Source organism: Pseudomonas sp. PICF141, from assembly GCF_002286815.1.
In the GTDB taxonomy this organism is placed as follows: domain Bacteria; phylum Pseudomonadota; class Gammaproteobacteria; order Pseudomonadales; family Pseudomonadaceae; genus Aquipseudomonas.
This window is the reverse complement of sequence record NZ_MUNM01000037.1, coordinates 61310-86291: the sequence shown is the minus strand read 5'-3', so window position 1 is coordinate 86291 and position 24982 is coordinate 61310. Positions and strand designations below refer to the sequence as shown.

The 24982-nt window shown below is 57.3% G+C and carries 22 protein-coding genes and 3 pseudogenes; 9 read left to right on the top strand and 16 right to left on the bottom strand.

All coding sequences use genetic code 11. The features are described from left to right. Positions 1 to 68 precede the first annotated feature (68 nt). Together BZL43_RS08400 and BZL43_RS08395 are read right to left on the bottom strand one after the other, a co-directional pair. Positions 69 to 569, bottom strand: a pseudogene (locus BZL43_RS08400) (transposase); the annotation flags it as partial. A gap of 121 nt (positions 570 to 690) precedes the next feature. Beyond that, positions 691 to 927, bottom strand: a complete 237-nt coding sequence (locus BZL43_RS08395; RefSeq protein ID WP_048381736.1) for a hypothetical protein — start codon at positions 925 to 927, stop codon at positions 691 to 693. A 221-nt stretch (positions 928 to 1148) separates the two neighbouring features. On the opposite strand from BZL43_RS08395, the gene BZL43_RS08390 reads away from it, so the two are divergent. The 3 genes and pseudogenes from BZL43_RS08390 to BZL43_RS08380 form a co-directional block, all read left to right on the top strand. Next, the gene (locus BZL43_RS08390) at positions 1149 to 1892 is read left to right on the top strand and encodes a protein-L-isoaspartate(D-aspartate) O-methyltransferase (RefSeq protein ID WP_256582818.1); all 744 of its coding nucleotides are present in this window, start codon (positions 1149 to 1151) and stop codon (positions 1890 to 1892) included. A gap of 2 nt (positions 1893 to 1894) precedes the next feature. Then, a complete protein-coding gene (locus tag BZL43_RS08385) occupies positions 1895 to 4318 on the top strand; it encodes a class I SAM-dependent methyltransferase (RefSeq protein ID WP_095631878.1) in 2424 nt (807 codons plus the stop codon). Between the two features lie 333 nt (positions 4319 to 4651). Then, positions 4652 to 6004, top strand: a pseudogene (locus BZL43_RS08380) (IS1182 family transposase); the annotation flags it as partial. Between the two features lie 212 nt (positions 6005 to 6216). Here BZL43_RS08380 and BZL43_RS08375 read toward each other — a convergent pair. Both BZL43_RS08375 and BZL43_RS08370 read right to left on the bottom strand, forming a co-directional pair. Further along, positions 6217 to 6672 (bottom strand): hypothetical protein, encoded by a 456-nt coding sequence (locus tag BZL43_RS08375; protein WP_095631877.1) that lies wholly within the window; start codon positions 6670 to 6672, stop codon positions 6217 to 6219. A gap of 190 nt (positions 6673 to 6862) precedes the next feature. Beyond that, entirely contained in the window at positions 6863 to 7432 is a 570-nt protein-coding gene (locus BZL43_RS08370) for a DJ-1/PfpI family protein (protein WP_095631876.1), read from the bottom strand. A 476-nt stretch (positions 7433 to 7908) separates the two neighbouring features. Between BZL43_RS08370 and BZL43_RS08365 the strand changes: the two genes are divergently transcribed. Beyond that, positions 7909 to 9474 carry a lytic transglycosylase F gene (locus BZL43_RS08365; RefSeq protein ID WP_095631875.1) on the top strand — a complete coding sequence of 522 codons (1566 nt, stop codon included), beginning with the start codon at positions 7909 to 7911 and terminating at the stop codon, positions 9472 to 9474. 116 nt (positions 9475 to 9590) lie between these two features. On the opposite strand, the gene BZL43_RS08360 is transcribed toward BZL43_RS08365, so the two are convergent. Next, positions 9591 to 10523 carry a transporter gene (locus BZL43_RS08360; protein ID WP_095631874.1) on the bottom strand — a complete coding sequence of 311 codons (933 nt, stop codon included), beginning with the start codon at positions 10521 to 10523 and terminating at the stop codon, positions 9591 to 9593. A gap of 198 nt (positions 10524 to 10721) precedes the next feature. Here BZL43_RS08360 and BZL43_RS28385 point away from each other — a divergent pair. The 3 genes and pseudogenes from BZL43_RS28385 to BZL43_RS08345 form a co-directional block, all read left to right on the top strand. Further along, positions 10722 to 10817, top strand: a pseudogene (locus BZL43_RS28385) (carbamate kinase); the annotation flags it as partial. A gap of 51 nt (positions 10818 to 10868) precedes the next feature. After that, positions 10869 to 11435 carry a hypothetical protein gene (locus BZL43_RS08350; RefSeq protein ID WP_095631872.1) on the top strand — a complete coding sequence of 189 codons (567 nt, stop codon included), beginning with the start codon at positions 10869 to 10871 and terminating at the stop codon, positions 11433 to 11435. Positions 11436 to 11484: 49 nt separating this feature from the next. Next, a complete protein-coding gene (locus BZL43_RS08345; protein WP_095631871.1) occupies positions 11485 to 12159 on the top strand; it encodes a MarC family NAAT transporter in 675 nt (224 codons plus the stop codon). Between the two features lie 40 nt (positions 12160 to 12199). On the opposite strand, the gene BZL43_RS08340 is transcribed toward BZL43_RS08345, so the two are convergent. From BZL43_RS08340 to BZL43_RS08320, 5 genes are all read right to left on the bottom strand, one after another. Next, on the bottom strand, positions 12200 to 13276 hold the full coding sequence (locus BZL43_RS08340) for an NAD(P)/FAD-dependent oxidoreductase (RefSeq protein WP_095631870.1): 1077 nt from the start codon (positions 13274 to 13276) through the stop codon (positions 12200 to 12202). Positions 13277 to 13314: 38 nt separating this feature from the next. Then, complete coding sequence (locus BZL43_RS08335) at positions 13315 to 13665, bottom strand: helix-turn-helix transcriptional regulator (RefSeq protein WP_095631869.1); 351 nt, start codon at positions 13663 to 13665, stop codon at positions 13315 to 13317. A 59-nt stretch (positions 13666 to 13724) separates the two neighbouring features. Continuing rightward, positions 13725 to 14342, bottom strand: coding sequence for a DUF4157 domain-containing protein (locus BZL43_RS08330; protein ID WP_095631868.1), 618 nt, complete (start codon positions 14340 to 14342; stop codon positions 13725 to 13727). A gap of 161 nt (positions 14343 to 14503) precedes the next feature. After that, the gene (locus BZL43_RS08325) at positions 14504 to 15199 is read right to left on the bottom strand and encodes a tRNA (adenine(22)-N(1))-methyltransferase TrmK (RefSeq protein WP_305884070.1); all 696 of its coding nucleotides are present in this window, start codon (positions 15197 to 15199) and stop codon (positions 14504 to 14506) included. A 148-nt stretch (positions 15200 to 15347) separates the two neighbouring features. Then, the gene (locus BZL43_RS08320; RefSeq protein WP_095631867.1) at positions 15348 to 15509 is read right to left on the bottom strand and encodes a DUF2986 domain-containing protein; all 162 of its coding nucleotides are present in this window, start codon (positions 15507 to 15509) and stop codon (positions 15348 to 15350) included. A gap of 182 nt (positions 15510 to 15691) precedes the next feature. Between BZL43_RS08320 and BZL43_RS08315 the strand changes: the two genes are divergently transcribed. Continuing rightward, positions 15692 to 16402 carry a bifunctional 2-polyprenyl-6-hydroxyphenol methylase/3-demethylubiquinol 3-O-methyltransferase UbiG gene (locus BZL43_RS08315; protein WP_095632011.1) on the top strand — a complete coding sequence of 237 codons (711 nt, stop codon included), beginning with the start codon at positions 15692 to 15694 and terminating at the stop codon, positions 16400 to 16402. A 38-nt stretch (positions 16403 to 16440) separates the two neighbouring features. Here the strand turns inward: BZL43_RS08315 and BZL43_RS08310 are convergent, their stop codons facing one another. The 5 genes from BZL43_RS08310 to BZL43_RS08290 all read right to left on the bottom strand — a co-directional run bounded on the left by BZL43_RS08310 (position 16441) and on the right by BZL43_RS08290 (position 22725). Continuing rightward, on the bottom strand, positions 16441 to 17760 hold the full coding sequence (locus BZL43_RS08310; RefSeq protein ID WP_095631866.1) for an outer membrane protein transport protein: 1320 nt from the start codon (positions 17758 to 17760) through the stop codon (positions 16441 to 16443). A gap of 143 nt (positions 17761 to 17903) precedes the next feature. Continuing rightward, the gene (locus BZL43_RS08305) at positions 17904 to 19805 is read right to left on the bottom strand and encodes an acyl-CoA synthetase (RefSeq protein ID WP_095631865.1); all 1902 of its coding nucleotides are present in this window, start codon (positions 19803 to 19805) and stop codon (positions 17904 to 17906) included. Next, positions 19805 to 20761 (bottom strand): fumarylacetoacetate hydrolase family protein, encoded by a 957-nt coding sequence (locus BZL43_RS08300; protein ID WP_095631864.1) that lies wholly within the window; start codon positions 20759 to 20761, stop codon positions 19805 to 19807. Before BZL43_RS08300 ends, BZL43_RS08305 begins: the two co-directional genes overlap by 1 nt. A gap of 172 nt (positions 20762 to 20933) precedes the next feature. Beyond that, entirely contained in the window at positions 20934 to 22025 is a 1092-nt protein-coding gene (locus tag BZL43_RS08295) for a VOC family protein (RefSeq protein ID WP_095631863.1), read from the bottom strand. Between the two features lie 85 nt (positions 22026 to 22110). Further along, positions 22111 to 22725 carry a TetR/AcrR family transcriptional regulator gene (locus tag BZL43_RS08290; protein WP_095631862.1) on the bottom strand — a complete coding sequence of 205 codons (615 nt, stop codon included), beginning with the start codon at positions 22723 to 22725 and terminating at the stop codon, positions 22111 to 22113. A 350-nt stretch (positions 22726 to 23075) separates the two neighbouring features. On the opposite strand from BZL43_RS08290, the gene BZL43_RS08285 reads away from it, so the two are divergent. Further along, positions 23076 to 24311, top strand: coding sequence for an NADH:flavin oxidoreductase/NADH oxidase family protein (locus BZL43_RS08285; RefSeq protein ID WP_095631861.1), 1236 nt, complete (start codon positions 23076 to 23078; stop codon positions 24309 to 24311). 24 nt (positions 24312 to 24335) lie between these two features. On the opposite strand, the gene BZL43_RS08280 is transcribed toward BZL43_RS08285, so the two are convergent. Beyond that, entirely contained in the window at positions 24336 to 24980 is a 645-nt protein-coding gene (locus BZL43_RS08280; RefSeq protein WP_008067041.1) for a TetR/AcrR family transcriptional regulator, read from the bottom strand. Positions 24981 to 24982: the final 2 nt, after the last annotated feature.

Here is a 24982-nt window from a genome sequence, read left to right as displayed (position 1 = left end):
CATACCACGTTCTGAACGCGTTCAGATTTGATTCTGAACGTGTTCATAACGGTTTCAGATTTGGCCGGGACGCCGCGCTGCCGACTCGCATCCGCTTTGATGATGCTGGCGTCCACAGCAAATCCTTCGCCTTTGACCAAGCCAGCCTCCATGCAACGACGCAGCACCTCGTTGAGCAACCAGCGAAACAAATCGCTGTCCCGAAAACGGCCGTGTCGATTTTTGGAAAAGGTCGAGTGGTTGGGGACTTCATCATCAAGGCTCAACCGGCAGAACCAGCGATATGCCAGGTTCAAATGGGCCTCTTCGCACAACAGCCGTTCGGAGCGAATGCCGTAGCAGTAGCCGACGATCAGCATGCGAATCATCAGTTCTGGATCAATCGACGGACGCCCAATCGGGCTATAAAAATCGGCGAGGTAATGGCGCAGGTCGCTCAGATCGAGACATTGATCAATGCTGCGCAGAAGGTGATTGGCTGGGATGTGATCTTCAAGGTTGAACGAGTAAAACAGTCGATCCTGCCCACTAACTGTCCCATCATGCTGCGTACTCTCTCGCTGGCCGATGGAGTGATTTTGCCGTAGACGACACAGGGGCGCCATTCTTAGCAAGGTCGACCCAAAGCAGACCATGGCAAGTGGTTATCAGATAGAGAGGGTTCCGCAGTTTTATCCGACTCTTGACTGGTCATTCCCAGCCCAGTTTTCTGTAGGAAGTCTTGTCTTGTTCGGGAAAGTCCGTCAGGTACTCGCCCCACTGCATGTGCGCATAATATTTAGTCATCGCTTCGAAATGACTTTCAGCCTCAACCTCCCAAACAAGCTTCGCTTCCGAATGCATAAGCGCACGCGCACCATCACCTTCAGCACCGGCTAGACAAAAGGTCTGACAGCCATCAGGTTCCTGCCAAAGTTCATGATTCATATTCAAGGTTCTGTTTTTTAAGGTCGTTATGGTGCCCGAAACTCTGATGGAACGGCCGTTATGGATCGGCTCTGTAGAAGAGACTGAATCCGAACGCCGACTTTTTCAACAGAATCAGCTACTAGCTGACAATCGCATTCACTTTTGTATCAGCACCCCGGGCTTGCCGAGCCAGCCCGCCGGCCATACGATTCGATTATTCCTCAGGCGGAGGAGTCATTGTGAAGCCGGTGATGCTCCTGACACGCATCCTGGCGCCTGCCATCGCTCTGGCGCTGGCATCCGCCGGCCTGCATGCCGACGATCCGTTCGCACCGTTGCGCGATGCCATGGTGCGGGAAATCACCAACATGTCGTCCGTCACGCGCGACGAAACCGGCAGGGTCGAATTTGCCGCGCCGGTGATGGCCGCGATGGCCAAAGTGCCACGCCATAAGTTCGTCCCGCCCGACGAGGTGCCCTACGCCTACGAGAATCGCCCGCTGCCGATCGGCTACGGCCAGACCATCTCCCAGCCCTACATCGTCGCCCTGATGACCGACCTGACGCAGGTCGGGCCCGGCGACGTGGTACTCGAGATCGGCACTGGCTCGGGCTATCAGGCGGCGATCCTCGCCGAGTTGGCGCAGGCGGTCTACACGATGGAGATCATCGAGCCGCTGGCAGTGCAGGCCAGTGAGCGCCTGGGGCGGCTGGGGTATGCGAAGGTGCAGGCCCGGCTGGGTGATGGCTACCACGGCTGGCCCGAGCACGGACCTTATGACGCCATCCTCGTCACTGCCGCCGCCAGCCATGTGCCGCCGCCACTGATCGCCCAGCTCAAGGCCGGCGGACGGATGGTCATCCCGGTCGGCGCGCCGTTCATGATCCAGTACCTGCTGCTGATCGAGAAGGCCGGCGATGGCAGCGTGTCCACCCGGCAGGTGCTGCCTGTGCGCTTCGTGCCTCTGGTCGGAGGCGATTGAGCATGCATTCGCCACCACTGCTCGCCCTGGCGCTGTTGTCTGCCTCCGCGCTCGGCTATGAGGTGCTGCTGCTGCGGCTGCTTTCGATCATCCAGTGGCACCATTTCGCCTACATGATGATCAGCGTCGCGCTGCTCGGCTACGGCGCCGCCGGCACCGCCGTGGCGCTGGCGCGGTCTGTCCTGGCGCCGCGCTTCCACGGCGTGTTCATCGGCGGCGCGGTGCTGTTCGGGCTGAGCGCCATTGCCTGCTTCGGCCTGGCCCAGAAGGTTCCATTCAATCCCCTTGAGATCCTCTGGGACGCGCGGCAGTCGGCGCGCCTGCTGATGATCTACCTGCTGCTGTTCGTGCCGTTCTTCTGCGCGGCGGTGTGCATCTGCCTGACCTTCACCTGCTTTCAGGAACAGATTCATCGGATCTACGCCTTTGATATTCTCGGCGCCGGCGTGGGCAGCCTGGTAATCGTCGCCGCGCTGTTCGCCTTGACGCCCGTCGATGCGCTGCGGCTGCTGGGCGGCACCGGCATCGCCGCCGGGGCGCTGGCCGGCATGGCTTGCACGGGGAAGAGGCACTGGCTCGCGCCGTTGCTGCTGGCGGCGGCAGTGGTTGTACCTGCCGGCGTGCCCGAGCGCTGGATCGCCCTGTCGCCCTCCGAGTACAAGGAACTGAGCCAGACGCTGCGTATCAAGGATGCGTACGCAATCACCCAGACCTGGAGTCCGCTGGGCCTGCTCACGGTCGTCGACAGCCCGACCATTCCCCTGCGCCACGCGCCGGGTCTGAGCCTCAACGCGACGCAGGAACCGCCCGCCCAATTGGCCATCTTCACTGACGGCGATGGCCTTTCCGTGCTGAACCGCTATGACGGGCGCCGTGAACCGCTCGCCTACCTGGGCTACCTGACCTCGGCTCTGCCCTATCACCTGCTGCGGCAACCCCGCGTGCTGGTGCTGGGCAGCGGCGCCGGTGCCGATGTGCTGCAGGCGATCTACCACGGCGCCAGCGCGGTGGATGCCATCGAACTGAACCCGCAGGTGATCGATCTGGTCCAGCGCCGCTTCGCCGATTTCTCCGGCAAGCCGTACAGCGCGCCCAACGTCCGTGTGTTGATCGGCGAGGCGCGCGGCCTGGTGGCTTCACGCGACGAGCCTTACGACTTGATCCAGATCGCCCTGCTGGACTCCTTCGGCACCGCCTCGGGCGGCCTGCATGCGCTGTCCGAAAACTACCTGTACACGGTGGACGCCTTCGCCGAGTACCTGCGCCATCTCGCGCCCGGTGGTATGTTGGCCATCACCCGCTGGGTCACCCTGCCGCCCCGCGATGTTCCCAGGCTACTGGCCACCGCGGCCGCAGCCATCGAGCGCGACGGGCAGGCCAACGCGGCGCGTCGCATCGTCATGATCCGCGGCTGGAAGACCGCGACGCTGCTGGTCAGCAACAGGGATTTCGACGACGCTGGCATCGCCGTGCTGCGGGAGTTCTGCCGAGCGCGCTCCTTCGACCTGGCCTACTACCCCGGGATGACCGTGGCCGAGGCGAACCGCTATAACCTGCTCGACCGGCCCTGGTTTTTCGAAGCGGCGCAGGCCCTGCTGTCCGGCGAACGCGCGGAGTTCCTGGAACGCTACAAGTTCGACGTGCGTCCGACCATGGATGATCGGCCGTATTTCTTCCATTTCTTCAAGTGGCGCTCGCTGCAGGAACTGCTGGCGCTGAAGGAGCAAGGCGGCCTGTCAATGCTGGAGTGGGGCTATCCGGTGCTGATCGCCACCCTGCTGCAGTCCAGCGTGGCCGCCGTGCTGCTGATCCTGGTGCCGCTATGGGTGGCGCGGCGGCGCTCTCAGAATGCGGCTTTGGGCAGGTTCGAACTTAGGGTCGTGTCCTACTTCGCCGCCATTGGCTGCGCCTTCATGTTCGTGGAAATCGCCTTCATCCAGAAGTTCACCCTTTTCCTCAGCCACCCGTTGTATTCGGTGGCGGTAACGCTCAGCGCGTTCCTGATTTTCGCTGGCCTCGGCAGCCGTTACTCCGGCCGCCGGCGGCGGGACATTGGAACGGGTGTAGCGCGCCGTCATCCGCTCACGTGGCCAGTCCTGGCGATCTGCGTGATCGCCCTGCTCTACCTGATCGCCCTGCCCCCGTTGTTCCAGCTGCTGGCGCCGGTGCGAACCCTCGCCAGGTTCGGCATCTGCGCCGCGCTGATAGCGCCGCTGGCGTTCGCCATGGGCATGCCGTTTCCGCTCGGACTCGAGCGCATCTCCGCGCGCGCCGAAGCCCTGGTGCCGATCGCCTGGGGCGTCAACGCCAGCGTATCGGTGGTAGCGGCCGTGCTGGCGACCCTGCTGGCGATCCACCTGGGCTTCACCGTGGTGTTGCTGCTGGCGTTGCTGCTGTACCTCGCGGCGGCGGTCACATTTCCCTGATCGCGGCGGTTCGCAGCGAAACGTCAACAGACCCTGGTGAGACGAATGACCTATAGGAACGTCGCTTGCCGCAGTTCACACGTCTCGCCGTGTCGAGACGCGAGAGTGACGCCTTTCCTGCTTCGAAGCTAAATACTTGAAAAAGTGGACGTGTGCGTCATGCCAAAGATGAGAGGTTCCGTGCCGCGAGTAATTGGTTTTGGCCGACGCAGTCGAGTCGTCAGAGGTGACTTTCATCCCATAGCTGACCGGCAGAAAACGGCCCATAGTGTGTAAAAACGCTTTCTTGAACCCTTGCTATGATTTCCGGGGATTTCATCGCAAGGATCGCCCATGAAGCGCTTTATCCAAGGTGAACATCGAGGCCAAAGCACCTTACTTCCCGAAAGCCTCGACGACTACGTCAGCGATATCAATCCGGTGCGCATAGTCGACGTCTTCGTCGATGAACTCGACTTGGTCAATCTGGGTTTTGACGGTGCTATTCCTGCTGACACAGGCCGGCCTGCTTACCACCCCGCAATCCTGCTGAAGATCTATATCTACGGTTATCTCAACCGCATCCAGTCGAGCCGACGGCTGGAGCGAGAGGCCCAACGCAACGTCGAGCTGATGTGGCTAACCGGGCGTTTGATGCCTGATTTCAAGACCATTGCCAACTTCCGGAAAGACAACAGCAAGGCCATCCGAGGCGTCTGTCGCCAGTTCGTTGTGCTCTGTCAGCAGTTGGGACTGTTCGGAGAAAATCTGGTCGCCATCGATGGCAGTAAATTCAAAGCAGTCAACAACCGCGACCGCAATTTCACCAGCGCCAAACTGAAGCGGCGAATGGAAGAAATTGAATCGAGCATCAGCCGTTACCTGGCGGCACTCGATGCTGCCGATCGGCAAGAACCCACAGCTTCCGAGCCCAACGCCGTGCGGCTAGAAGAGAAAATCGCCAAGCTCAAGACGCAAATGAAGGAGCTTCAAGCGATCGAAATCCAGCTCAACGAATCCCCGGATAAACAGGTCTCACTGACCGATCCAGACGCCCGTTCCATGATGACGCGTGGCACGGGAATCGTCGGCTACAACGTGCAGACAGCGGTCGATACTCAGCACCATTTGATCGTTGCGCATGAGGTGACCAACGTCGGTTCCGACCGCGATCAACTCAGCTCGATGGCCAAGCAAGCCCGCGAGGCGATGGCGTCGGATACGTTGTCGGTGGTGGCTGATCGAGGTTACTTCAAAAGCGAACAAATCCTCGCTTGTCACGATGCCGGTATCACCGCCTATGTGCCCAAACCGATGACCTCTGGAGCCAAGGCTGACGGGCGTTTCAATAACGATGCCTTCATCTATGACGCGGCAAAAAACGAATACATTTGTCCCGCTGGCGAGGCGCTGATCTGGCACTACTCCTACGTTGAAAAAGGCCTGAAGTTGCATCGTTACTGGAGTTCAAAATGCCAGGGCTGCGCGTTGAAGTCGCAATGCACGCCTAGCACGGAACGACGAGTTCGACGCTGGGAGCATGAAGCCGTATTGGAGGAAATGCAGCTTCGGCTGAGCAAAGCCCCTGAGATGATGCGAGTCCGAAAACGGACGGTTGAGCATCCCTTCGGGACGCTCAACCAATGGATGGGTGCGACGCACTTCCTAACCCGAAAGCTGGCCGGGGTGAGTCCATCCCAGAGGCTGTAAAAACAGCGTTGACGCGTTCCAGGTCGCGACTGATGCAATACGCAGCATTTGCCATGTGATCGTTCAGCCACGAACGTCAATGACCCAAGACGATGAGGCCTTGAGCGTTTTTACACACTCTGGGCCGATTTCTGCCTATCACGATTGACCAAAAGCGGCGGTCGACGGACACAATCGGCCCGCTTTTGCAGCGCAAGTTGAATTACCTTTCAGAACGTAGCCGCATCGTTGATAACTGCCTCATAGGCATGCTTCTCAAATGTGAAGGGGCCGACTCCTTCAATGATGCGAGGCTCTTCATAACCGTTCTCGTAAGCAAAGGAATCCCACGTGAAAAAGTCATCGTTTTGGCGAACAGATACTGCGTAGGCGCCACACCCGATGTCGCCGCACTCGGGGCAGATGTAAAGGAGTATCCGACCGCTTTCTGTTTCAGCGGGCTCGCGTAATAGCAGACGAGAATTAGATTGTTTGTTTTGCTCTAGGAAGCCCTTAACAAAACAACCCATAAAGTCGGAATGTCCACCATCAGCCATAACGATAGCATTGAGCAACGAACGTTCGTTTATCAGAAAATCGGAGGAGCATCGTTCGGCCACGGTGCAGCCATTTGAGGCGCTTCCCGGACGAAACAACTCTTGAAATGTGAGGGTACTGGCTTCCATAACTGCGAACGACCTTTATGCACTGAATTGGCGTGAAATTACATACAACATCGTGGGTTGGTACAAGCCAAATTTCATCCGCCGACTGACCGCTTTTGGCCGTCGGCTGCCCCCGCGACGGTCATTAATTTGGCCAGAAACGGACACCCGAACACATCACCTGATCGGCTATTTTTGTAGGGCGAAGCGGTTACCCGTGTTCCGCTGCCAACAATGACCTGAACTGCGAAACGATCTCTGAAGATAGTCCGGCAGCTTCGAACACTGCGCAGGTAAAGCTAACGGGTGCAGGGCCTGGAGCAGTTATGATGCGGTCGGCAACCATTGCTATTTGGCTGCTTTGATAAAGCGCGGTGCCTTCATAACCTACGGCATTCTGTTGTAAGAAATCAGCGCTGTTCGAGGTATGAGGAACCATGTCTAGAAGCCCGGCCCTCGCGAGTGCCAGTGTTCCCCCACAGATACCGGCAATTGTCGCTCCACTTGAGCGACTAGCATGAAGAAAGTCTCGAATGTCCGGTGCATCTGCATGCTCCCAGGTCATTCCACCGATGACGACAACAACGTCCGGTTTCCAGTCCAGGCATTGTTGCAAGTTGCTATCCACCGTTACAGCCAATCCCCCCTGCGAGCGGAACTGCCCCGTAACACAGGCGAAAAACCTGACGTCGATCCCGTAAAATGGGGACGCGGTCCCTGCAATGAAAGCATATTCCCAGTCCGCAAAACCGGGGGTCAGTATCAATCCCACGCGTGCCATCAGTCAGAATCCTCCATGAAAGGGACCAACATAAAGCGATAACAAATAGATCTCAACGGCTGCTTTGGGTCGAAGGCCCCGATGCAAAGGCAGCATGAGTGCTGGGCCTGCCTTGGCAACGCGCGAGACTGGCGGTTCGATCACACTGACCATGAGATCGCGCAACTCAAGCGCTTGAGGTTTGCCAAGCGCAGCGAGCAGTTGAATCCTGAGCGGGAAAGTGGGAACTGGTTCAGTTACGCAAGGTGCGATCGCCGGACGCACAAACCGGCTATCGGACCGTATGAGGCACGCCGCAATCTACGTCAGTCGCTAGTCGTCTTCGGAAATTGATTTCTTAAATCAATCACTCTGCCATTGCTGAACTAGACTTCGAAATGTGCTTCTAGCGTGAAGTTCGTGGCCGGCGTGCCACCGCTGTATCTGAGGATGGAGCAGTAGGCCGATGCGACAACGCAACGTGTGGAGCGCTCACTATGTTTTGGAACCACGCCCTGCAAACATGGCATCCATGTTATTCGCCAACCGACTCCAGGCTGGCCGCGATCGCGATTGCGGTCCTCACATTCGCGCTGTTTGCCAGTCAAGTCCATGCTGCGACCGAGGAAAAAACCTCTCCCCAGACGCCATCGCAGCTCGAGGAACTCACGATCTCGCCCCAAGAGGTGATGATTCCGTGGAAAGGCGATCTCGACGGGATGATCCAGCGCGGAACCATTCGAGTCCTGACCGTCTATAGCAAAACATTCTATTTTGTTGACAAGGGTGTCCAGCGCGGCGCGGCCTATGAGATTTTTCGCCTGTTCGAGGAAGATTTAAACAAGAAACTAGCTAAGGACAACAAGCTCAAGCATAAGCATCTCAAGGTCCGGATGATTTTTGTTCCGGTCGCACGGGGCGACCTGCTGGAGGCGCTGGTTGCCGGTAAAGGCGACATTGCGGCGTCCAACCTCACCGTAACCGAAGAGCGCCAGAAACAAGTCGACTTTTCCGTACCGACATATCGGAACGCCAGCGAAGTGGTGGTAACCGGTCCAGCCTCTCCCCCAGTGTCCAGCGTGTATGAGCTAGCGGGAAAGGTAGTCTTCGTTCGCCAATCCTCCAGCTATTATCAAAGCCTGACGGCCCTCAACCGGCGCTTCGCCACCGAGAAAAAACCTGCCGTGATTCTCAAATTGGCGCCGGAGAACCTGGAGGACGAGGATCTGATTGAGATGCTCAACGCCGGATTGATTCCGCTCATTATCGTGGACAAGCACAAGGCGAACTTCTGGAAACAGATCTTTACCAAAATCACGGTGCATGAAAATGTCGCCGTGCGCACCGGCGGTGATATTGCTTGGGCGATCCGCAAAGACAGTCCGCAATTTCTGGCTGCCATCAACAATTTTGTGGCTGGCCATAACCAGGGGACTACGAAGGGGAACATTATCCTGGCGCGTTATTTGAAGAACGCAAAGTATGTGAAGGATGCGGCTTCAGAGTCCGAACGCCAGAAATTCCTCGCCATGATTCAGCTCTTTCAGAAATACGGCGACCAGTATGATGTGGACTGGTTGCTGATGGCAGCCCAGGGGTACCAGGAGTCTCAGCTCAATCAGGCCGTCAAGAGCAAGGTCGGCGCGATTGGTGTGATGCAGGTCATGCCCGCTACCGGCAAGGAACTCGCTGTAGGCAACATTTCGCAAGTGGAGCCGAACATCCATGCTGGCATCAAATACATGCGCTGGATGATGGATCAGTACTACGGCAATGAACCCATGAGCAAGCTGGACAAGGCGCTGTTCGCTTTCGCTTCCTATAACGCTGGCGCAGGGCGGATTTCGAAGCTTCGCAAAGAAGCGGCCAATCGTGGCCTGGACCCAAATGTCTGGTTTCACAATGTGGAGTATGTTGTCGCCGAGAAAATCGGCGCGGAGACAGTGACCTACGTGAGTAACATCTACAAGTACTACATTGCCTACAAATTGCTCATCGAAGCCAGGACGGCGAAGGAAGATGCCGCCAAAAAGCTGAAGGGTGAGATCGAGGAGGCGCGCTAAATCCGCAAGGAGTGAAAGAAAAATCGCTCGATTCGGGTATGCCCCCCCTTCCGTCAACGACTTATGACATTGGGAAAGCTCGGCCCCATAAATGGAATTTAAGTCAGTCCCAAGTTTCACAGCCCTCCACCGAAGCGATATTGCCAGACTATGCCAATGGCATCATATTCGCTGCCTGTGCGGGTATGCCCGCCATTACTTGCATTCAGCTTTAGTGAATGGTTTCGGTTCAACGGCAGCGTCAGAGTGCATCCGTAACGTGTATTTTCCTGGTAGTCGTGATTACCGACCCCATCGACTGAGCTACTCCCGCCAGCGAAGTAGGTCGCATCCAGTGCAACCCAAACACCATTGTTGAAGGCATAGATAAGATGCCCTTGTACCTGATAAATCGGGCTCTGGGAAAATGTGCGGTCGCCGAGGAACTCATTATTGTCGGTGTAGAAGGTGCCCGCGCCGGATAATTCCAAAGTCACTGACCCCAAGCGCTTGGAAATCCCAAGTTCGGGCTTGAATGACCAGCGATTGTTACCAAGATTTATCAGCTTACTAGCGTCGTATTGTCCGAGTGGCGCCGTGATCGCCAGGCTGGCGCCGATAATCACATCCTGTTGATAGCTGGGGAATTCAGCCAGGGACAGCGCCGGGGCGCCATACAAGTTGACCGAGAAGCGGAATCTTGGATCGATCAAGCCAGTAACATTACGCTCCTTGGGTTCACCGGCGAACAGAGCGGAGCCGGTCAATCTTGCCTCAGGCACGACGATATCGAATTTCCCGGAACGGCCCCAGACGTCCAGGGACCTGGCAAAGGCAAACACGACAGTCTTGATGTTGAGCTTGGCGTCCTGGAGCGGGATTGAGGGGTTGGCCGTTACGTTGCCATGCAGATCGCTATAGCCCATGAGCAGGAAATTGATACCGACCGGCGTATTGGCGTAGGACCGGGGTTCGAGATCTTCTGCGCCAGCACCGGAGGTTACGATGATGAGCGAGGCGGAAGCGAACCGAACCAGCCTGACGAAGCAGGGATTGTGTTTCATCCACATTCGCTCGCTTCCTGTCAGGCCTTTGGAGTGCTATGTATTGTTGTAGCGCATCCGCATTCGTTTGGCACTCATAGCCGCGATCAGCGCCTCGCCAGCTGTTCTTTTTTTCCGGTGTCATCAATAAATGCATCGCTACTGAACGCCAACTCGAATGATCCATCCGGCAACCAACGGGGATCGCCCCACGGCAATGATTCGCAGGTCCAAGCGGACTGCGATTTTGCCCGCCATACTGGAAAAACCGCGGTGATCGGTCCACTCTCGGATATCGAAGCGATTGTCCAGGGCAAGGCTCTCCCTGATCCCTGGATTCGTTCTGTCAACCATCTATGGAAGAGCAGACCCATGAAACCAATCCGCGCCATTGCCCTCGCTTCACTCCTCTCGACCGCCGGCCTGACGACCCATGCCGCCGACATACCGTTGGGCAGCAATGCCATGGAAGGTCACATCGTTTCACGGGTACTGGCCGTTGATCCCGCCAACTACCAGGTCACCATCGAAGGTCACGACAAGAATCCCGTGCCCATCCAGCTCACCGACCAGGCCAAAAACCTGCACAATTTGAAAGTCGGGGACGTGGTCGATATTCATGTGATTCGCTCGGTCGCTTATAAACTTGATACCGATGTTGGCGGTGCATCAGGCATCACTGACGAATCCATGTCCATCCGCGCCACCAAGGACAATCCCAATCCCGGAGGGGAAGCGGTTCGCCAGGTCAAGGTCACGTCCAAGATCACTCACATCGACTTTAAAAAGCATGAGGTGACCTTGCTTCCGCCGGAGGGAGAAGCCACTGTACTGAAAGTCGAAGACCCGAAGCTTCAAGAAAGAATGAAGAAACTCCAGGTGGGTCAGACAATCGATGCCATTTATACCGAAGTCCTGAAGGTCAAAACTTCACGCTAACGACGCTCACCGACAAACGCGGTCTCGAACAACAGGACTTGAGTTCGACATGACAGATCTGTTCAATGCAATCGGACTTGGATTACTGGCGTTGCTGCCGTTGACCAACCCTCCCACGACAGTGGCGCTGTTTCTCGCCTTGAGTAAGGGACTGAGTCACAAGGAAAAAAATACACAGGCTTTTCTGACGTCCTTCTATGTCTTTCTGATCATGACGGTCACTTATTACTTAGGCGCGTTTGTTATGGATGCATTTAGCATCTCCATACCGGGCTTGCGTATGGCCGGTGGCGGAATTCTCATTATCATGGGCTTGAAGATGCTGTTTCCGCCGCCGCTTCAGCACGCTGCTTCCAGCAATGGCGCAACCGAACAACCGAACTTCGCCTTCATTCCCTTGGCCATGCCCAGTACGGCCGGCCCTGGCACCATTGCGATGATCATAAGTTCCGCCGCCACTATCAAACACAGCACGTTATTCCCTGCCTGGGTCATATTGGTAGCCCCTCCATTAATCTTCCTGCTTACCGCTCTTATCCTTTGGGTATGCCTGCTTGGCTCAGGAATGATCATGAGAATGATGGGACAGTCAGGCATTGATGCCATATCACGACTTATGGGGTTCCTTCTGGTATGCATGGGTGCGCAGTTCGCCATTAATGGCTCAGTGGAAATAATCCAGACCATCATTGACAGTAATGCTCATCTGCTCCGCCCTCAGTAATTTCGAAGGGCGGGGTCTTGCTCTGCAAAACGTTTGAAAGTCAGCTGTACAAGGAATTCATCGACGTTGCATCGTGAATGAAACGCATCAGGCTGGGAATGATGTGAGAAGCATCTGGCCCAACGCCTCTGAGGGTGGCCGAAGCAAAATTGCGCTGTTTCGGCAATCCCACAAAATACAAACCCGGTACGTGCTCCGCCTGCCCATTGCACTGAGCAAGGTTTCCGTTGGCCTCCTTGTGCAGACCTGCCAAAAAACCAAGGCCTGGACGAAATCCGGTCGCAAAAATCAAACTGTCCACTTCGGTGTGTTGGCCATCGGCCCAGAGCACGCCCGTTGACGTTACCTGCGTGAACATTGGCTTGCGCTCAAAAAGCCCCTGCTTCATGGCTCGACGATAGACGCCATCATCCAGCACAGGGGTACCTTGATCATTCAGCCAACGAGTCTTCTCTATCCCTGTCCACTTGAGCCAAGTATGAAAATCCACACCGAGAATCTTTTGCGGAAAAAACCGGATCGATTCCCTTGTCGCCAATACGACGCTGCTGACTTGAGCCAACTCATGGGCAATTTGTACCGCTGAGTTGGCCGCTCCTATCACCACTACTCGTTGATTGCTGAAGCTGTCGACATTTCGGTAATCCGCACTGTGTAAACATTGCCCGCGAAAACTTTCCAGCCCCTGAATGTCAGGAATGAACGGCTGATTGAATCCGCCGGTGCAAACGATCAACGCTTTGGAATAGAAACACTGACCATCCGATGCCTGAAGCAAAAATAGTCCGTGCTCCTTACGCACGTTCTGAACTTGTGTGTTCTGCCTAATGGGTAACTGGAAAACGTCGGCGTACTGCTCCAGATAACGTACGACTTCATCGCGTAGCGGATAATGCCTGGCGTCAGCTGGAAAGGGCATCCCAGGTAATGATGAGTAAGCGGCAGGGGAAAAAAGTCTCAGGCTGTCGTAGTAATTGCGCCAGTTTCCACCGGGCTGGTTCTCGGCATCCAGAATGAGAAACCTGAGGTTTTGCTGCTGCAGGTGCCAACCACATGCGAGCCCGGCTTGGCCCGCACCGATAACAATGACGTCCATGGGCTCAATTTTTACATTCATGTATGCGCACTCATGCATATATACAGACAATAAAAAAACTACACTGGCGCACCAGGGCAGCAGAACGGCGCCAGACTCTTCATGTGTTGGAGAATGCCTTCAAGCCGTGTCACCACCGCCGCTCCATCCACCTCGTAAAACATCTGTCGGCTGACTTTGGTCGCACGGACGATGCCCGCTTCTGAGAGCACTTGCAGATGGCGAGATACCACAGAACGCTCTTGAGGCAGCCCCTCGGCAATCTCGGCGATATCCGCACGCCCCAATTGCATGACTCGCTTGAGTACAGCTACCCGCGACGGCTCGCACAGCGCTTTGAAGAAAGCGCCATCGAGAGAGTCGATTGCGGCATCAATTGCCCGGGAACGTATGGAAATTCGGTTCGTCATGCGGATGACTATATGTGCACATCCATGCACACGTCAATTCGTCGAACAGGTATCAAATATCACCTGCCTGCATCGCTATTTTGCAAAAGCCCTTCGCGCACCGACCGTCTGACCTCAGCCTGTATGGCATAAGCCGGCGCCTCTACAGCATTGAAATCCTGTGTATACCGCTGGGCAAATCCTTCTACCCCCCATTCCTGATACTGCTGCACATGCTTTAACTCGTGAGCCCAGAGCGCGATGTTCTGTTCCGCGCTTTGAGCATCCCGGAAAAGGATGATGTCGATCAGCGTCACGGCCCCGACATCGGGGTTTTGCAGCATGGCAGTGGCGGCGTTGAATTGGCCGTCGTCGCCAACTTTGTAGCGCGCGATATCGAGGACGCCGGGGTCGTACCAGCGCAGCAGTTGCTGCCGGATGTGCGGTGGAATGGGTTGGGTGCCAGTGTTGGCGGCATCAGCACGGGCTTGGGTCAACCAGAGCGCCAAGGCAGGTGCCGCGATCTGGTGGACGTCATCCGGCAAAGAACCGAGCATCGGCTCCAGGTCTGGCAGGCAGATGCAGCCGTTCAGGCACACTTGTGTCTCGCCAGCCGGGCAAGCGGTGGTCTGGGCTGGCACGTCAAGCGTCAGGCAAAGCACGAACAGCGCCCCCAGGCGCGTGGTGATGGGTGGCATTGGGCGCTCCAGGGATGGACGCAGCGCGAACAGGTCATTGATCGAGGATCAGCATAGCTTTAGCGTAGTCCGAACCAGGCGCTCCCAGGATAATTGCAGGGCAGACCGTCTTATCCGTGAATCCTTTGCTTGGCGACTTCATGTACCCCGCTGGACCGTGTTCAAGCCAGCAGCTCGGTGATCCACCGGGCTTGCCGGGCGATGTCTTGCACCCTTTCCTCGGGCACGACCTGCCGAGCCCGGGCGAAGTTGCTGAGCGTCTGCTGCTTATGGCGCAGAATGCGCTGCCACTTGATCAGGAACGCCGGGCTGCGTGCCTGCATCAGCACCGGGCCGAAGTACAGCTCCTCAGCGGTATACCGCACCGGCCCGACGCGCTCGGCGACGATGATCTCGTAGTAGAAGCGGTTTTCCCGCAGCACTTCTTCGCAGAGGATACGGTAGCCATTCTCCATCAGCCATTGGCGCAATGGCTGCTCACCACCGTTGGGCTGCAGGATCAGTCGCTCATGGCCACTGAGGCGAGCCTTGCCGCTGTCGAGGATGTCTCGGATCGTCTCGCCGCCCATGCCACAGATGCTGATTGCCGTGATCCCGTCTTCCGGCTCGATCGCCGCCAGGCCATTGGCCAGGCGCACGGTGATCCGTTGGTCCAGGCCGTTCTCGCGCACAGTGCGTTCGGCTGAGCGCAATGGCGTCAATGCCACCTCGCCCGCCACCGCCGCTGCGATGGCGCCACGGCGCATCAATGCCACCGGCAGATAGGCGTGATCCGAGCCGATATCGGCCAGGCGCGCATCAGCTGGTACATACGCCGCAACGCGTTCCAGACGCATGGACAATGTGTGTTCGTTCAACAGCAGCCCCTTTTCACCACGAACATCCGACACCTTGGCCGGATCGGGGCGCGATTCTGTCGAGTAACGCTATGCATTTCAAATTTATGCGACCAGGGCCATGACTCGCCCCAACCCACCGCACAGTTATCGACCCAAAAAACCTGGATCAGCTCTCAGGCGTGATAGTTGAATCCAGACCGGATTCAGCAGCCAGTTTCAATCGGTCAGCTTTACTGATGTATTTAGACTTACTGGCCGGTGCCAATTTGGCGCTGGCCTTTTTGGCGTGAGCCTTTAATAGCTGCTTTATTTTTTTACGACGGTTCATATTTTCTTGCTCGGCGTGTGAGTTCCTGAATGATGGCAGAGGTTCGGGTAACGGGACAATGATTGTGGCTTCCACATGGTTCGCGACCACGCTGCCGAAAGTCGGGGCCCAGCGCCAAACGGCGCCCGCTGCATCAGCAGGTGTCCTATCCTTCCACCTAACCCATGAGCCCGGATATCGAAATGCTCACCCCCGAGTCCACCCTCCTCCAGAGCTGGCACCACAACGCTCGATCCTGGATCGAGGCCGTCCGTACCGGCAGCATCGAAAGCCGCCTGCAAGTCACCGACCAGGCCATCCTGCTGGCGGTACTCAGCCGCCAACCCGAGCACGTGCTCGACCTGGGCTGCGGCGAGGGCTGGCTGTTGCGTGCGCTGGCTGACCGCGCCATCCAGGCGGTGGGTGTGGATGGCGACGCTGCGCTGGTTGAGGCGGCGCGGGCGGCGGGCTCTTCGCGGGTGCATTTGGCAAGCTATGAAGAGTTAGCGGAGGCGAAAGTAGACATTGGCAACAACTACGACCTGATCTGCGCCAACTTTGCCCTGTTGCACCAGGACATCATTCCCCTGCTCGCGGCCATGAACGCCCTGCTCGTTCCTGGCGGCACGCTGGTGATCCAGACTGTGCATCCGTGGACCGCGTCGGTGGGCGATTATCAGGATGGTTGGCGGGAGGAGACCTTCGCTGGGTTCAAGGGGCAGTGGCAACCCATGCCGTGGTACTTGCGAACACTGTCCAGTTGGTTCAATGCCCTGGACATGGCCGGCTTTCGGCTGGCCGGCTTGCAGGAACCGCAGCACCCGCAAAGCCCTATGCCGCAGTCGTTGCTGCTGGTGGCTGAGCAAAACCCACCCATTACCGCAAAAGTAGTCGCGGCACTGGGGGCTGACTGACAGGCATCACGGCCCCGTCGGGATAATAGCTGTGTCGATCAGTACCGATAGGTTGCCTGCACTGAAATTCCATTCGCACTATTGTTGTAGTTGGCACTGTATTCCGGTTGAAGTCCGGAGGTGTTCGAATGCTGTACTGAGGCTTTTGAATCCCAGAGGTAGCCATACGCAAAATCTACCGTCAGATCGGCAGTCGGCGAATAAGCGCCGCCCAAGGTCACGGCCTGGCGATTCCCGACCGGAACGCGCACGCTGCGGTCGGCATTTCCAACCGGTGCCTGATCATAGGCATAGCCTGCGCGTATCAGCCATTGCGGGTTCAACTGATAGGATGCGCCAACCGCGGTGGACCAAGTGTCGTGCCAGTTCATCTCTTCGGCCACACGCCCCAGGCCAGCAGCCTGGCCCATGGCGGAAACATCGCTGTTGATTGCTTCGATCTTTTGAATCCGGCTCCAGCGTGTCCAGGTGGTCCCCAGATAGCCGGTCCAGCGACTATTGAATCGATGGGTGATGGACGTATCCACTGATTCGGGCATCGTAAGATCTATCGTGGTGTCATACTTTCCGTCCAGCGGGATAATGCTTGGGGAACCGGAAACCTCAGTGTGCCCTTCGAGCTGATAGTTCACCTTCGAGTGATAGGTAATCCCCCACCGGGTTGACTCATTAAAGTCGACCAAGAGTCCCACGTTGTAGCCAATCGCCGTGTCATCGCCCTTGATGGTAACCAGGGTGTCCTGGCCGTTGTTCAGGGCGCCGGTTGCCATGTAATTCTGAAGCTTTGCATTGAAACGATTCAGGGTCGGTCCACCCCCGATAGATACGTGATCATTGATCCGATAGGCAATGGTAGGCTGCAGGGTTATCTCCTTGGTCGTGCTGTAGGAGCCATGGTAGCGACCTTGAAAAGAGCCCTCGTAATCATTGATCAGGCCACTCGGAGCATAGAGGCCCAGCCCTACCGAAAGACGTTCATCAAGCGGCGTCGACATATAGGCAAAGGGCACGACGCCCAAAGGCACCGAATCTCCCTCGTTTGTTCCTGCGGCACTGCCCTGCGCATCACTGATGTCGTCACTCACCGAAATGATCGCGGCACCGCCGGAAATCTCACTGCGCTTCAACTTGGTCAGGCCAGCAGGATTTCCATAGATGGTGCTGGCGTCCAGCGCCGAAGATGACCTTCCCGCATAAGCAGTTCCCGCGCTGCTTGCACTTTGTTCGTTTAGAGCAATGCCATTGGCACTTGCAATGGAAGAGGCGCTGAGCAGGGCCATGGCGCTGGTGAACTTGATCCAGACAGCATACTTTCGCTGAGTAAAGAAACACGGGGCCACACGGCTATTCAGTTTCATTGTCCACCTCTTGTTTATTATTTTTGTTGATTGCACGCAGGCAAGGCTTCGCCTTCCTGTGCACTTTTCAGTGCCGGTTGGAATTGATCGAAGTTGTGTAAAAAGCCCTGACTGAACAGCGCCAGGGCACGCGAATCAGAGACTCAATTAAGCCATTCGGTTTGAAAGCTATAACGCCCCAAGAGCGGAGCCAGGACTTCCTGGGCAGTTCCGGCCCGGATGCAGGCGACATGCCCACGGCGATTGTCCTGCACGACCTCAACAGCAATATTCGAAAGCCCCAGGCGCTCCACCTCTTCCTGGACTACTTTGGCAATCTCCCGCTGTTGCAAAGCAGGCTTGAATATCTTGCCCACGGCAGTCAGTGGCAACGCATCGAGGATTTCAATGCGCTTGGGGACTGCTGCTCGCTCACTGATGTTGAGATGAGCGAATGCCTCAAGTTCTTCGGCGTTGCAGACTTGCCCGGGACGCAGTTGAACGTAGGCGACTGGCACCTCGCCCGAGTAGGCATTGGGGCTGCCGATTGCAGCGGCCAAGGCGACGGCGGGATGCGTCTGCAAAGCCTCCTCGATTTGCTTGGGATCAATGTTGTGGCCGCCGCGAATGATCAACTCCTTCTTGCGTCCGGTCAGCCAGAAGTAACCCTGCGCATCCTGGCGACCCAGATCGCCCGTATTCAGCCAGCGCTGACCGTCGATATCGATCCAAAGGCCCTGGTTATGACGCTCCTCCAGATAGCCCTCGAAGAGGTTCGGACCACTGACCGTGATGAGGCCGATTTCATCCACGTTGGCGTCGCGCAGGTAATCTCCAGAATCATCGAGCACGACCGCGCGCATACGCTGGTAGGCGATCCGTATCCCGATGGAGCCGACACGGCGCTCGCCATGGGGCGGATTGATCGAGGAAACGCAGGTGCCCTCCGTCAGCCCGTAGCCTTCAAGGATCTTTACCCCGGTCCGGCGCTCGAACTCCCGGAAAAGCTCAGCCGGCATGGGGGCGGCACCACACATCGCATAGCGAAGACTGGACAGGTCGCAGCCCTGCCATTCATTTTGCAGAAGCGCAGCGTAGACAGTTGGCACGCCGGAAAAGAAGTTGATACCGAAGTGCTCGACCATCTCCCAGAATCGTGGGATCACCCCCTCGCCACGATAGCCATGAGGTGTGCCGAGGATCACATGGTCGCCTTGAGTCCAAGGCTCCAGCCCCGTCACCAGTTGTCCATTGACATGAAACAGCGGCAGGCCACAAAAGATGACCTGGCCACCACTGCGTGGCTGCAAATGAGCGGCTACGGCCCATGCATTGAACACTTCAGAGCCATGGCTGCGTGCGGCAATCTTGGGAAGCCCGGTGGTGCCGCCCGTACAGATGTAGGAGGAGCATTCATTCTGGCGGATTTGCCGACCACTCTTCAGGTATGTGTGCGACTGAGTACTCATCAGCGATTGCCAATCGTGGATCGCGATATCTCGGTGTAAGTCTCGTTCCTTCAGTGCCGCTGCTTTCAGGGCTCCACGCACGGGTTCGGCGACATAGGGCTCCATGCTGACCCACACGACAGACCTGACCGTGGGCAACTGATCCAGTTGCGAAGCCAGTTTGGGCCACAGATCGCTGCCCGCCGTCGGTGCGAGCGTCACTACCACGGATGCCTTCGCAGCATCCAGCAAGCCAGCTATCTGCTTGGCCTCGAGCAGCGGATTGATCGCCATGACGATGCCCGCCGCCTCCCCACCCCATATCGTGAAATGGGTTTCCGGCAGATTGGGCAAGATAAAGGCAAGGACCTCGCCCGGCTTTATACCCAAGTCATGGAAAGCATTCGCCGCGCGGGTGATATCCCCGAAGAGCCGGGAATAGCTCCATGTGTAGGTGCGCTTGAAATCGGCGGCATCGGCAAAAAAGCTTAGCGCCGGTGCCTGTGGGGAGCGCCGGGCTGCCTGTCGCAGCGCTTCATAAGTGCTGGATGCCAGGCCACGTTCCGACAGGGGGATTTGTTCGAGGCTTTCGATGTCACTCAGGGTCTGCACAATCATCAGGCTTGCTCCACGACTCGGTTGCGTTGTACACCGAGGTCGACCACACCATCGGCGCTGCGAATGCGCGCCTCGACCACGTCACCTGGCTTGAGGTATTGCGTCCGACCTTCCTGCGCCTTGAGGAAAAGCTTCCATTTGGTGGCCTCCGGCATCAGGGCCGCAATACGCTGTTTGGCAGGCGAAGGCACCGTGAGCGCACAGCCGGCAGGCGTACCGGTGGCAATAAGGTCGCCAACGGCGAGATCTTGCACGGAGGAGAGCTCGGTAAGGGTTTCCGCGGGGCCGTAAACCAGATTGGCCGTGCTATCGTTCTGTCGCACTTGATCGTTGACCGTCAGGCGCAGTTGCAGCTCTTTCAGGTAACGAATATTCGTGGCATCCAGAAGGCAGAGGTACGGGCCGACCGGACCGAAAGTGCGGAAGCTCTTGCCCTTGTAGAACTGCATCTGAGGAATCTGAATGTCACGAGCCGAGTAGTCATTGACGATGACGACGCCTGCAATGAACTCATGCAGATTGGCGTCGGTGACAGCAACAGCGCCGGTGATCGCGCGTTTCATCACCAGCCCCAGTTCGATCTCGTAGTCGAGGAAGCGCACGGTGCGCGGCTTGATCAGGTCGCTGTCAGCGGCCACCAGGCAACTCGTCGCCTTGGTGAAGATCATGTTGAATTTCTTCGCATCCGGGTCCATGCCCGACTCGATCATATGCTGACGATAGTTGGCGCCCTGGCAGACGAACTGCTGGTTGCGCGTCACCGGCGACAGCAGTTTCACTTCGCCCTCCGCAAGTTCCGCACCTTTCAACTGAGCGAGGTCGTCGATACTGTTCTCGCGAATGAAATCACCGGTGGTTTCAAAAGCACCGGGGACAACCGTGATACGGCCCTGGCGTAGCACGCCCCAGTGGATACCGTTCTGAAATTCGAAGCGGACTACGTGTACAGCAGACATTGAAGGTACTCCTGGAGCGGCGTTTGTCCCGTGCTCGGCGGCGCGAGAACTGTGGTGTTGTTCTGAGGGTGGGCTGGCAACGCTGTAGACCAACGAGCCGCCGACGATCAAGGCGCCGGCTTTGAGCACATCCCGACGGCCATATCTGGTTGCATTGCCCGACATGGCGGCTCTACCCGAACATCCGCATGAGTGTTATCAACTTGCGAATGCTCAAGTCCGGACTGCGTCGCAGGTTGCGCAACAGCGCACGCAGATTGGCCAGGCTCATCTTCGGTTTTGTAAAACGCTTGGGCATGCGTTGCCCCCACTGCGCCATTGCCTCGGGGCTCACGGGATGAATGCCCGTAGGCTGTGCAGCCGTGAAAATATCTCCGTCGCAGTAATGCTCGTGCTTATCGCCCCAAGGGTCTTGCCAGTAATCGAAGATCTGACTGCCCAGGATGTGTCGGCCGATGCCCCATGAGTGCACCCAACCGCGCTCGCGCAGGACGCGCTGGCCCATGCCCACAGCGTCTGCATCGACGACCTCATAGGCGCTATGGCTATAGGTCGCCATGAACCCTTGCGCTATCGCGAGCGTATGGTGGTCCGCAGGAGTGTCACCAAGGTCAAGGCGCATAAAGGTGACAATAGGTGTTCCATCGGGGAGCACCTGCACATCGCTGGGAATAAACCCGAAGTGCTTCGTATACCAGGCACAGGTCGCCTGGTAATCGGCCACTTCGATGACGATGTGGCCCAGTTTAAGGATTTCAGCCGGAGCGATCGGCGGGCGCTGCGTGGCGTTGATTCGCGGTTGCTCTTGCGCCAGATTCCAGGAAAGAGGAGCCCGGTGTCCCAGCGTTATACCTGCCGTCTGATCGCAAACAGCTTCCACGATGAATCCGGAAGGATCGGTGAGTTTGACGCAATACCCACCACCAGGATGCTCTGATTTTTCTACCAATGACGCGCCTGGGATACGCGTCAGTTTTTCCAGATCCTTGAGCGACTGGACTGCCAGTCCGAACCCGATAAAACGTGCATGTTCTGCACGATGAACACGGTAACAGTAAGCAGTGGGGGCGGTGGCGCGCAGGTAAAGCGTATCGGCGTCCTGCTGACTGACCGACAGGCCGAAGTCGGTCAGGAACCGCGCCGCTTCGTTCAAGTCCGGCCGTTGAAAGATCAGGTGCGTCAACTCCTGGGCCTTCACCGTCGGCTTCGGATGCCGGGCAGGTTGTGGTGTCGCTAACCGGGGCATTTCATTTTTGTGGGTCATTGTTCTTGTTTTCCGGGTTTTTCAGGGTAAAGCCGTCCCCGCACCCCTGAAAATCCAGGGGCGTCTGGTTGACTCGGTTAATGAATCAGTCGAGCGAAGGCAGTGCTGGCAACTCGGTGATCGCCAGCGCCCTAGCCTCTTCGGGCGGTACGCCCAATGCCCGCAAGACCAGCTCGGCCGTGTCAGAGCCCGATTCGCGCCAGGTTTTGTGGCCTTCCAGTACCAGGAAAATCGAGCCCAGGACACTGCTCGATATCAGCGTCATTACCGAAAGCAATTGCCCTTTTTCAAACGTGTACCGCCCACTGGACAGTCCGCTCAGAAGATCCGTCGTCGCTTGGCTGCTGAACATTTCGCGCAACGAAGCATTGCTCATGGCGAATTTATGGATGAACGCCCCCCACTGGGACTCTTCGTGCGCTCGACGAATGAACAATCGAATGCCATTGGCAAGGCGCTGCGCTGGATCAGAAAGGGAATTGAAGCTCTTGTTGACGCGCTCATGCATCTCCTTGGCGAGATGGCTGGCGACCGCCTCGAACAGGCTTTCCATGCTGTCGATGTTGCTATAGACCGTTCCGCGCGCCACGCCTGCCTCTTGGGCGAGGTCAAGAATGTTCACTTGTGAGGTGCCTCTTTCAGCGAACAGGCGAAAGGCGGCTTGATGAATACGGCGCTGTGTTGGATTCAGGGATTCCACGGTTCTCTCTCCAGGATTACCTTATGGCTCGATTGAACACTTGTGTTCAGTTCACGTCAACAACGTTTTTTGAATTAAATACGTTTTTCTCAATGACATCCTTTCTATGACGTAAAACTGGTGGGTAGATTGGATATGGCAGGATCGTTGCGGGGTTTTACACATTGACACAACTGAACACGCGTGTTCAGCTATATCGTGTTTCTGGCTCGCCGTCCCGGCAGGTCATCAAACCGGCCCATCGATGCAAACCAAGAGTTCAAGAACCTGAGCAAGCACTGTACAGACGGTGCTCAAACGGTATGACCCTTAGATGGCTGGCCGAATTCTCATCAGCTGAAGGACAGAACATGACCGGCTCAAAGCTCTTCAAACCGCTTCGTTTGCCTAACGGCATGGTGATTCCAAACCGGATCGCAAAGGCTGCCATGGAGGAGAATCTTGCCAATGAAGATCACGCTCCAGGGGATGCGCTGGTTAGGCTCTACCGGCGTTGGGCGGACGGTGGGGCCGGCCTGATCATCACTGGCAACGTCATGGTTGACCGGCACGCCTTGACCGGCCCCGCTGGCGTAGTGCTTGAGGACGATCGGAACCTGGCCAAATTCAGGCTCTGGGCCGATGCTTGCCGCAGTCGCGGAGCCCAGGCCTGGATGCAAATCAATCATCCCGGACGGCAACTATTGGCCTCCATGGGGCAATCGGCACGGGGCCCCTCCGCGGTGGCTGTCGACATTCCCGGACTATCAAAGGCCTTTGTGCCACCCAGGGCTTTGAAGGAGCGGGAGATCGAAGAGCTGATTGAGCGCTATACCCAGGCTGCAGTGCTGGCTGAGCGTGCCGGATTCACCGGCGTGGAGATTCATGCAGCGCATGGTTACCTGTTCAGCCAATTCCTTTCCCCCTTGACCAACCGGCGTAGCGACCGTTGGGGTGGCAGTCTGGAAAATCGCGCGCAAATTCTCCTGCAAACCATCGATGCGATACGCCTGCGAGTGGCACCGATCTTTTGCGTCGCTGTGAAGCTCAATTCAGCAGACTTTCAGCGCGGTGGTTTCGATGCCGAGGATGCGGCTCGTGTGGTGGAAATGCTCAACGCCAAGGCGGTCGACCTGGTCGAATTGTCCGGTGGCAGCTACGAAAGCCCGGCGATGCAAGGGCAAACCCGCGATGGCAGCCGCCTGGCTCGAGAAGCGTATTTTCTCGAGTGCGCGGAAAGAATAGGAGAAATCGCGCGCATGCCGCTGATGGTCACCGGCGGTGTGCGCAGAAAAGAAGTCGCGGAGCGAGTGGTGAGCGGCTCGGTGTCGATGGTGGGGCTTGCCACTGCGTTGGCAATCGAGCCAGCCCTGCCAAGCCAGTGGATGGCAGGTCAGGACACTGAAGTGGAGCCCATCGTCGTCCCCTGGAAGAACAAGGCGCTGGCGTCGCTTGCCGTGGCGTCGGTGGTCAAGAAGCAACTCGGCTTGTTGAGCCAAGGCAAACAGACAAAACCCAGGACGTCGCCACTCATGGCATTGATCGGCAATCAGCTGAAGTCTCGTCGCCAGACGAAGAACTATCGGCAATGGATTGGCCGGGCTTAGCACCGGCCGAGGATGACATCAGGACTAGGGTAGCGGCTTACCGGCGATTTTCTTGGCTCTTGCAGGCGTTACGCCCAGCGCCTTGAGAATCATTTCCGCAACCAACAGATCGTGATCCGCCACTACACGCCCTTCGACAACCGAACGCATGGCTCCGGTTGTGCACGATACGACCATGTCCAGGGCAATCCCTTCGTCCTCATAAGCGAAAGTCCCTGCGCTCAGACCGTCACGCAGGTCGCCCAGCACATGGGCGGCCAAGCGCGAGCGCATGGTCTGATCGGAATGAATGATGCGCAGCAGTGCGTTAGCCCATTGATGGTCGTACGCGGCCCGGCAAATGAACATGCGCACGCCAATCGACAGGCGCTGCGCACCGCAGTGCACGTCCGAGCTCAGGGCGGAAATGGCATCGGAGAACTCGCTCGCCATGGCGATGCCAACCGCCTCGAGGACTTCGTCACGCGTTCGAAAATAGTTGTAGATGGTGCCGTTGGAGACCGCGGCCTCCGCGGCGACATCGAGCAGTGCAATCTCCCCCACTTCCTTGCGTGCGACCAGGCGCAACGCCGCGTCCACCAGGCCGCGACGGGTGCGTTCCCGCTTCTTGTGGCCTCGAGTGAGAGGCTCTTGCTCAGTTGCTTCTGAAGGAAAAATGGGGGAAGGCATCT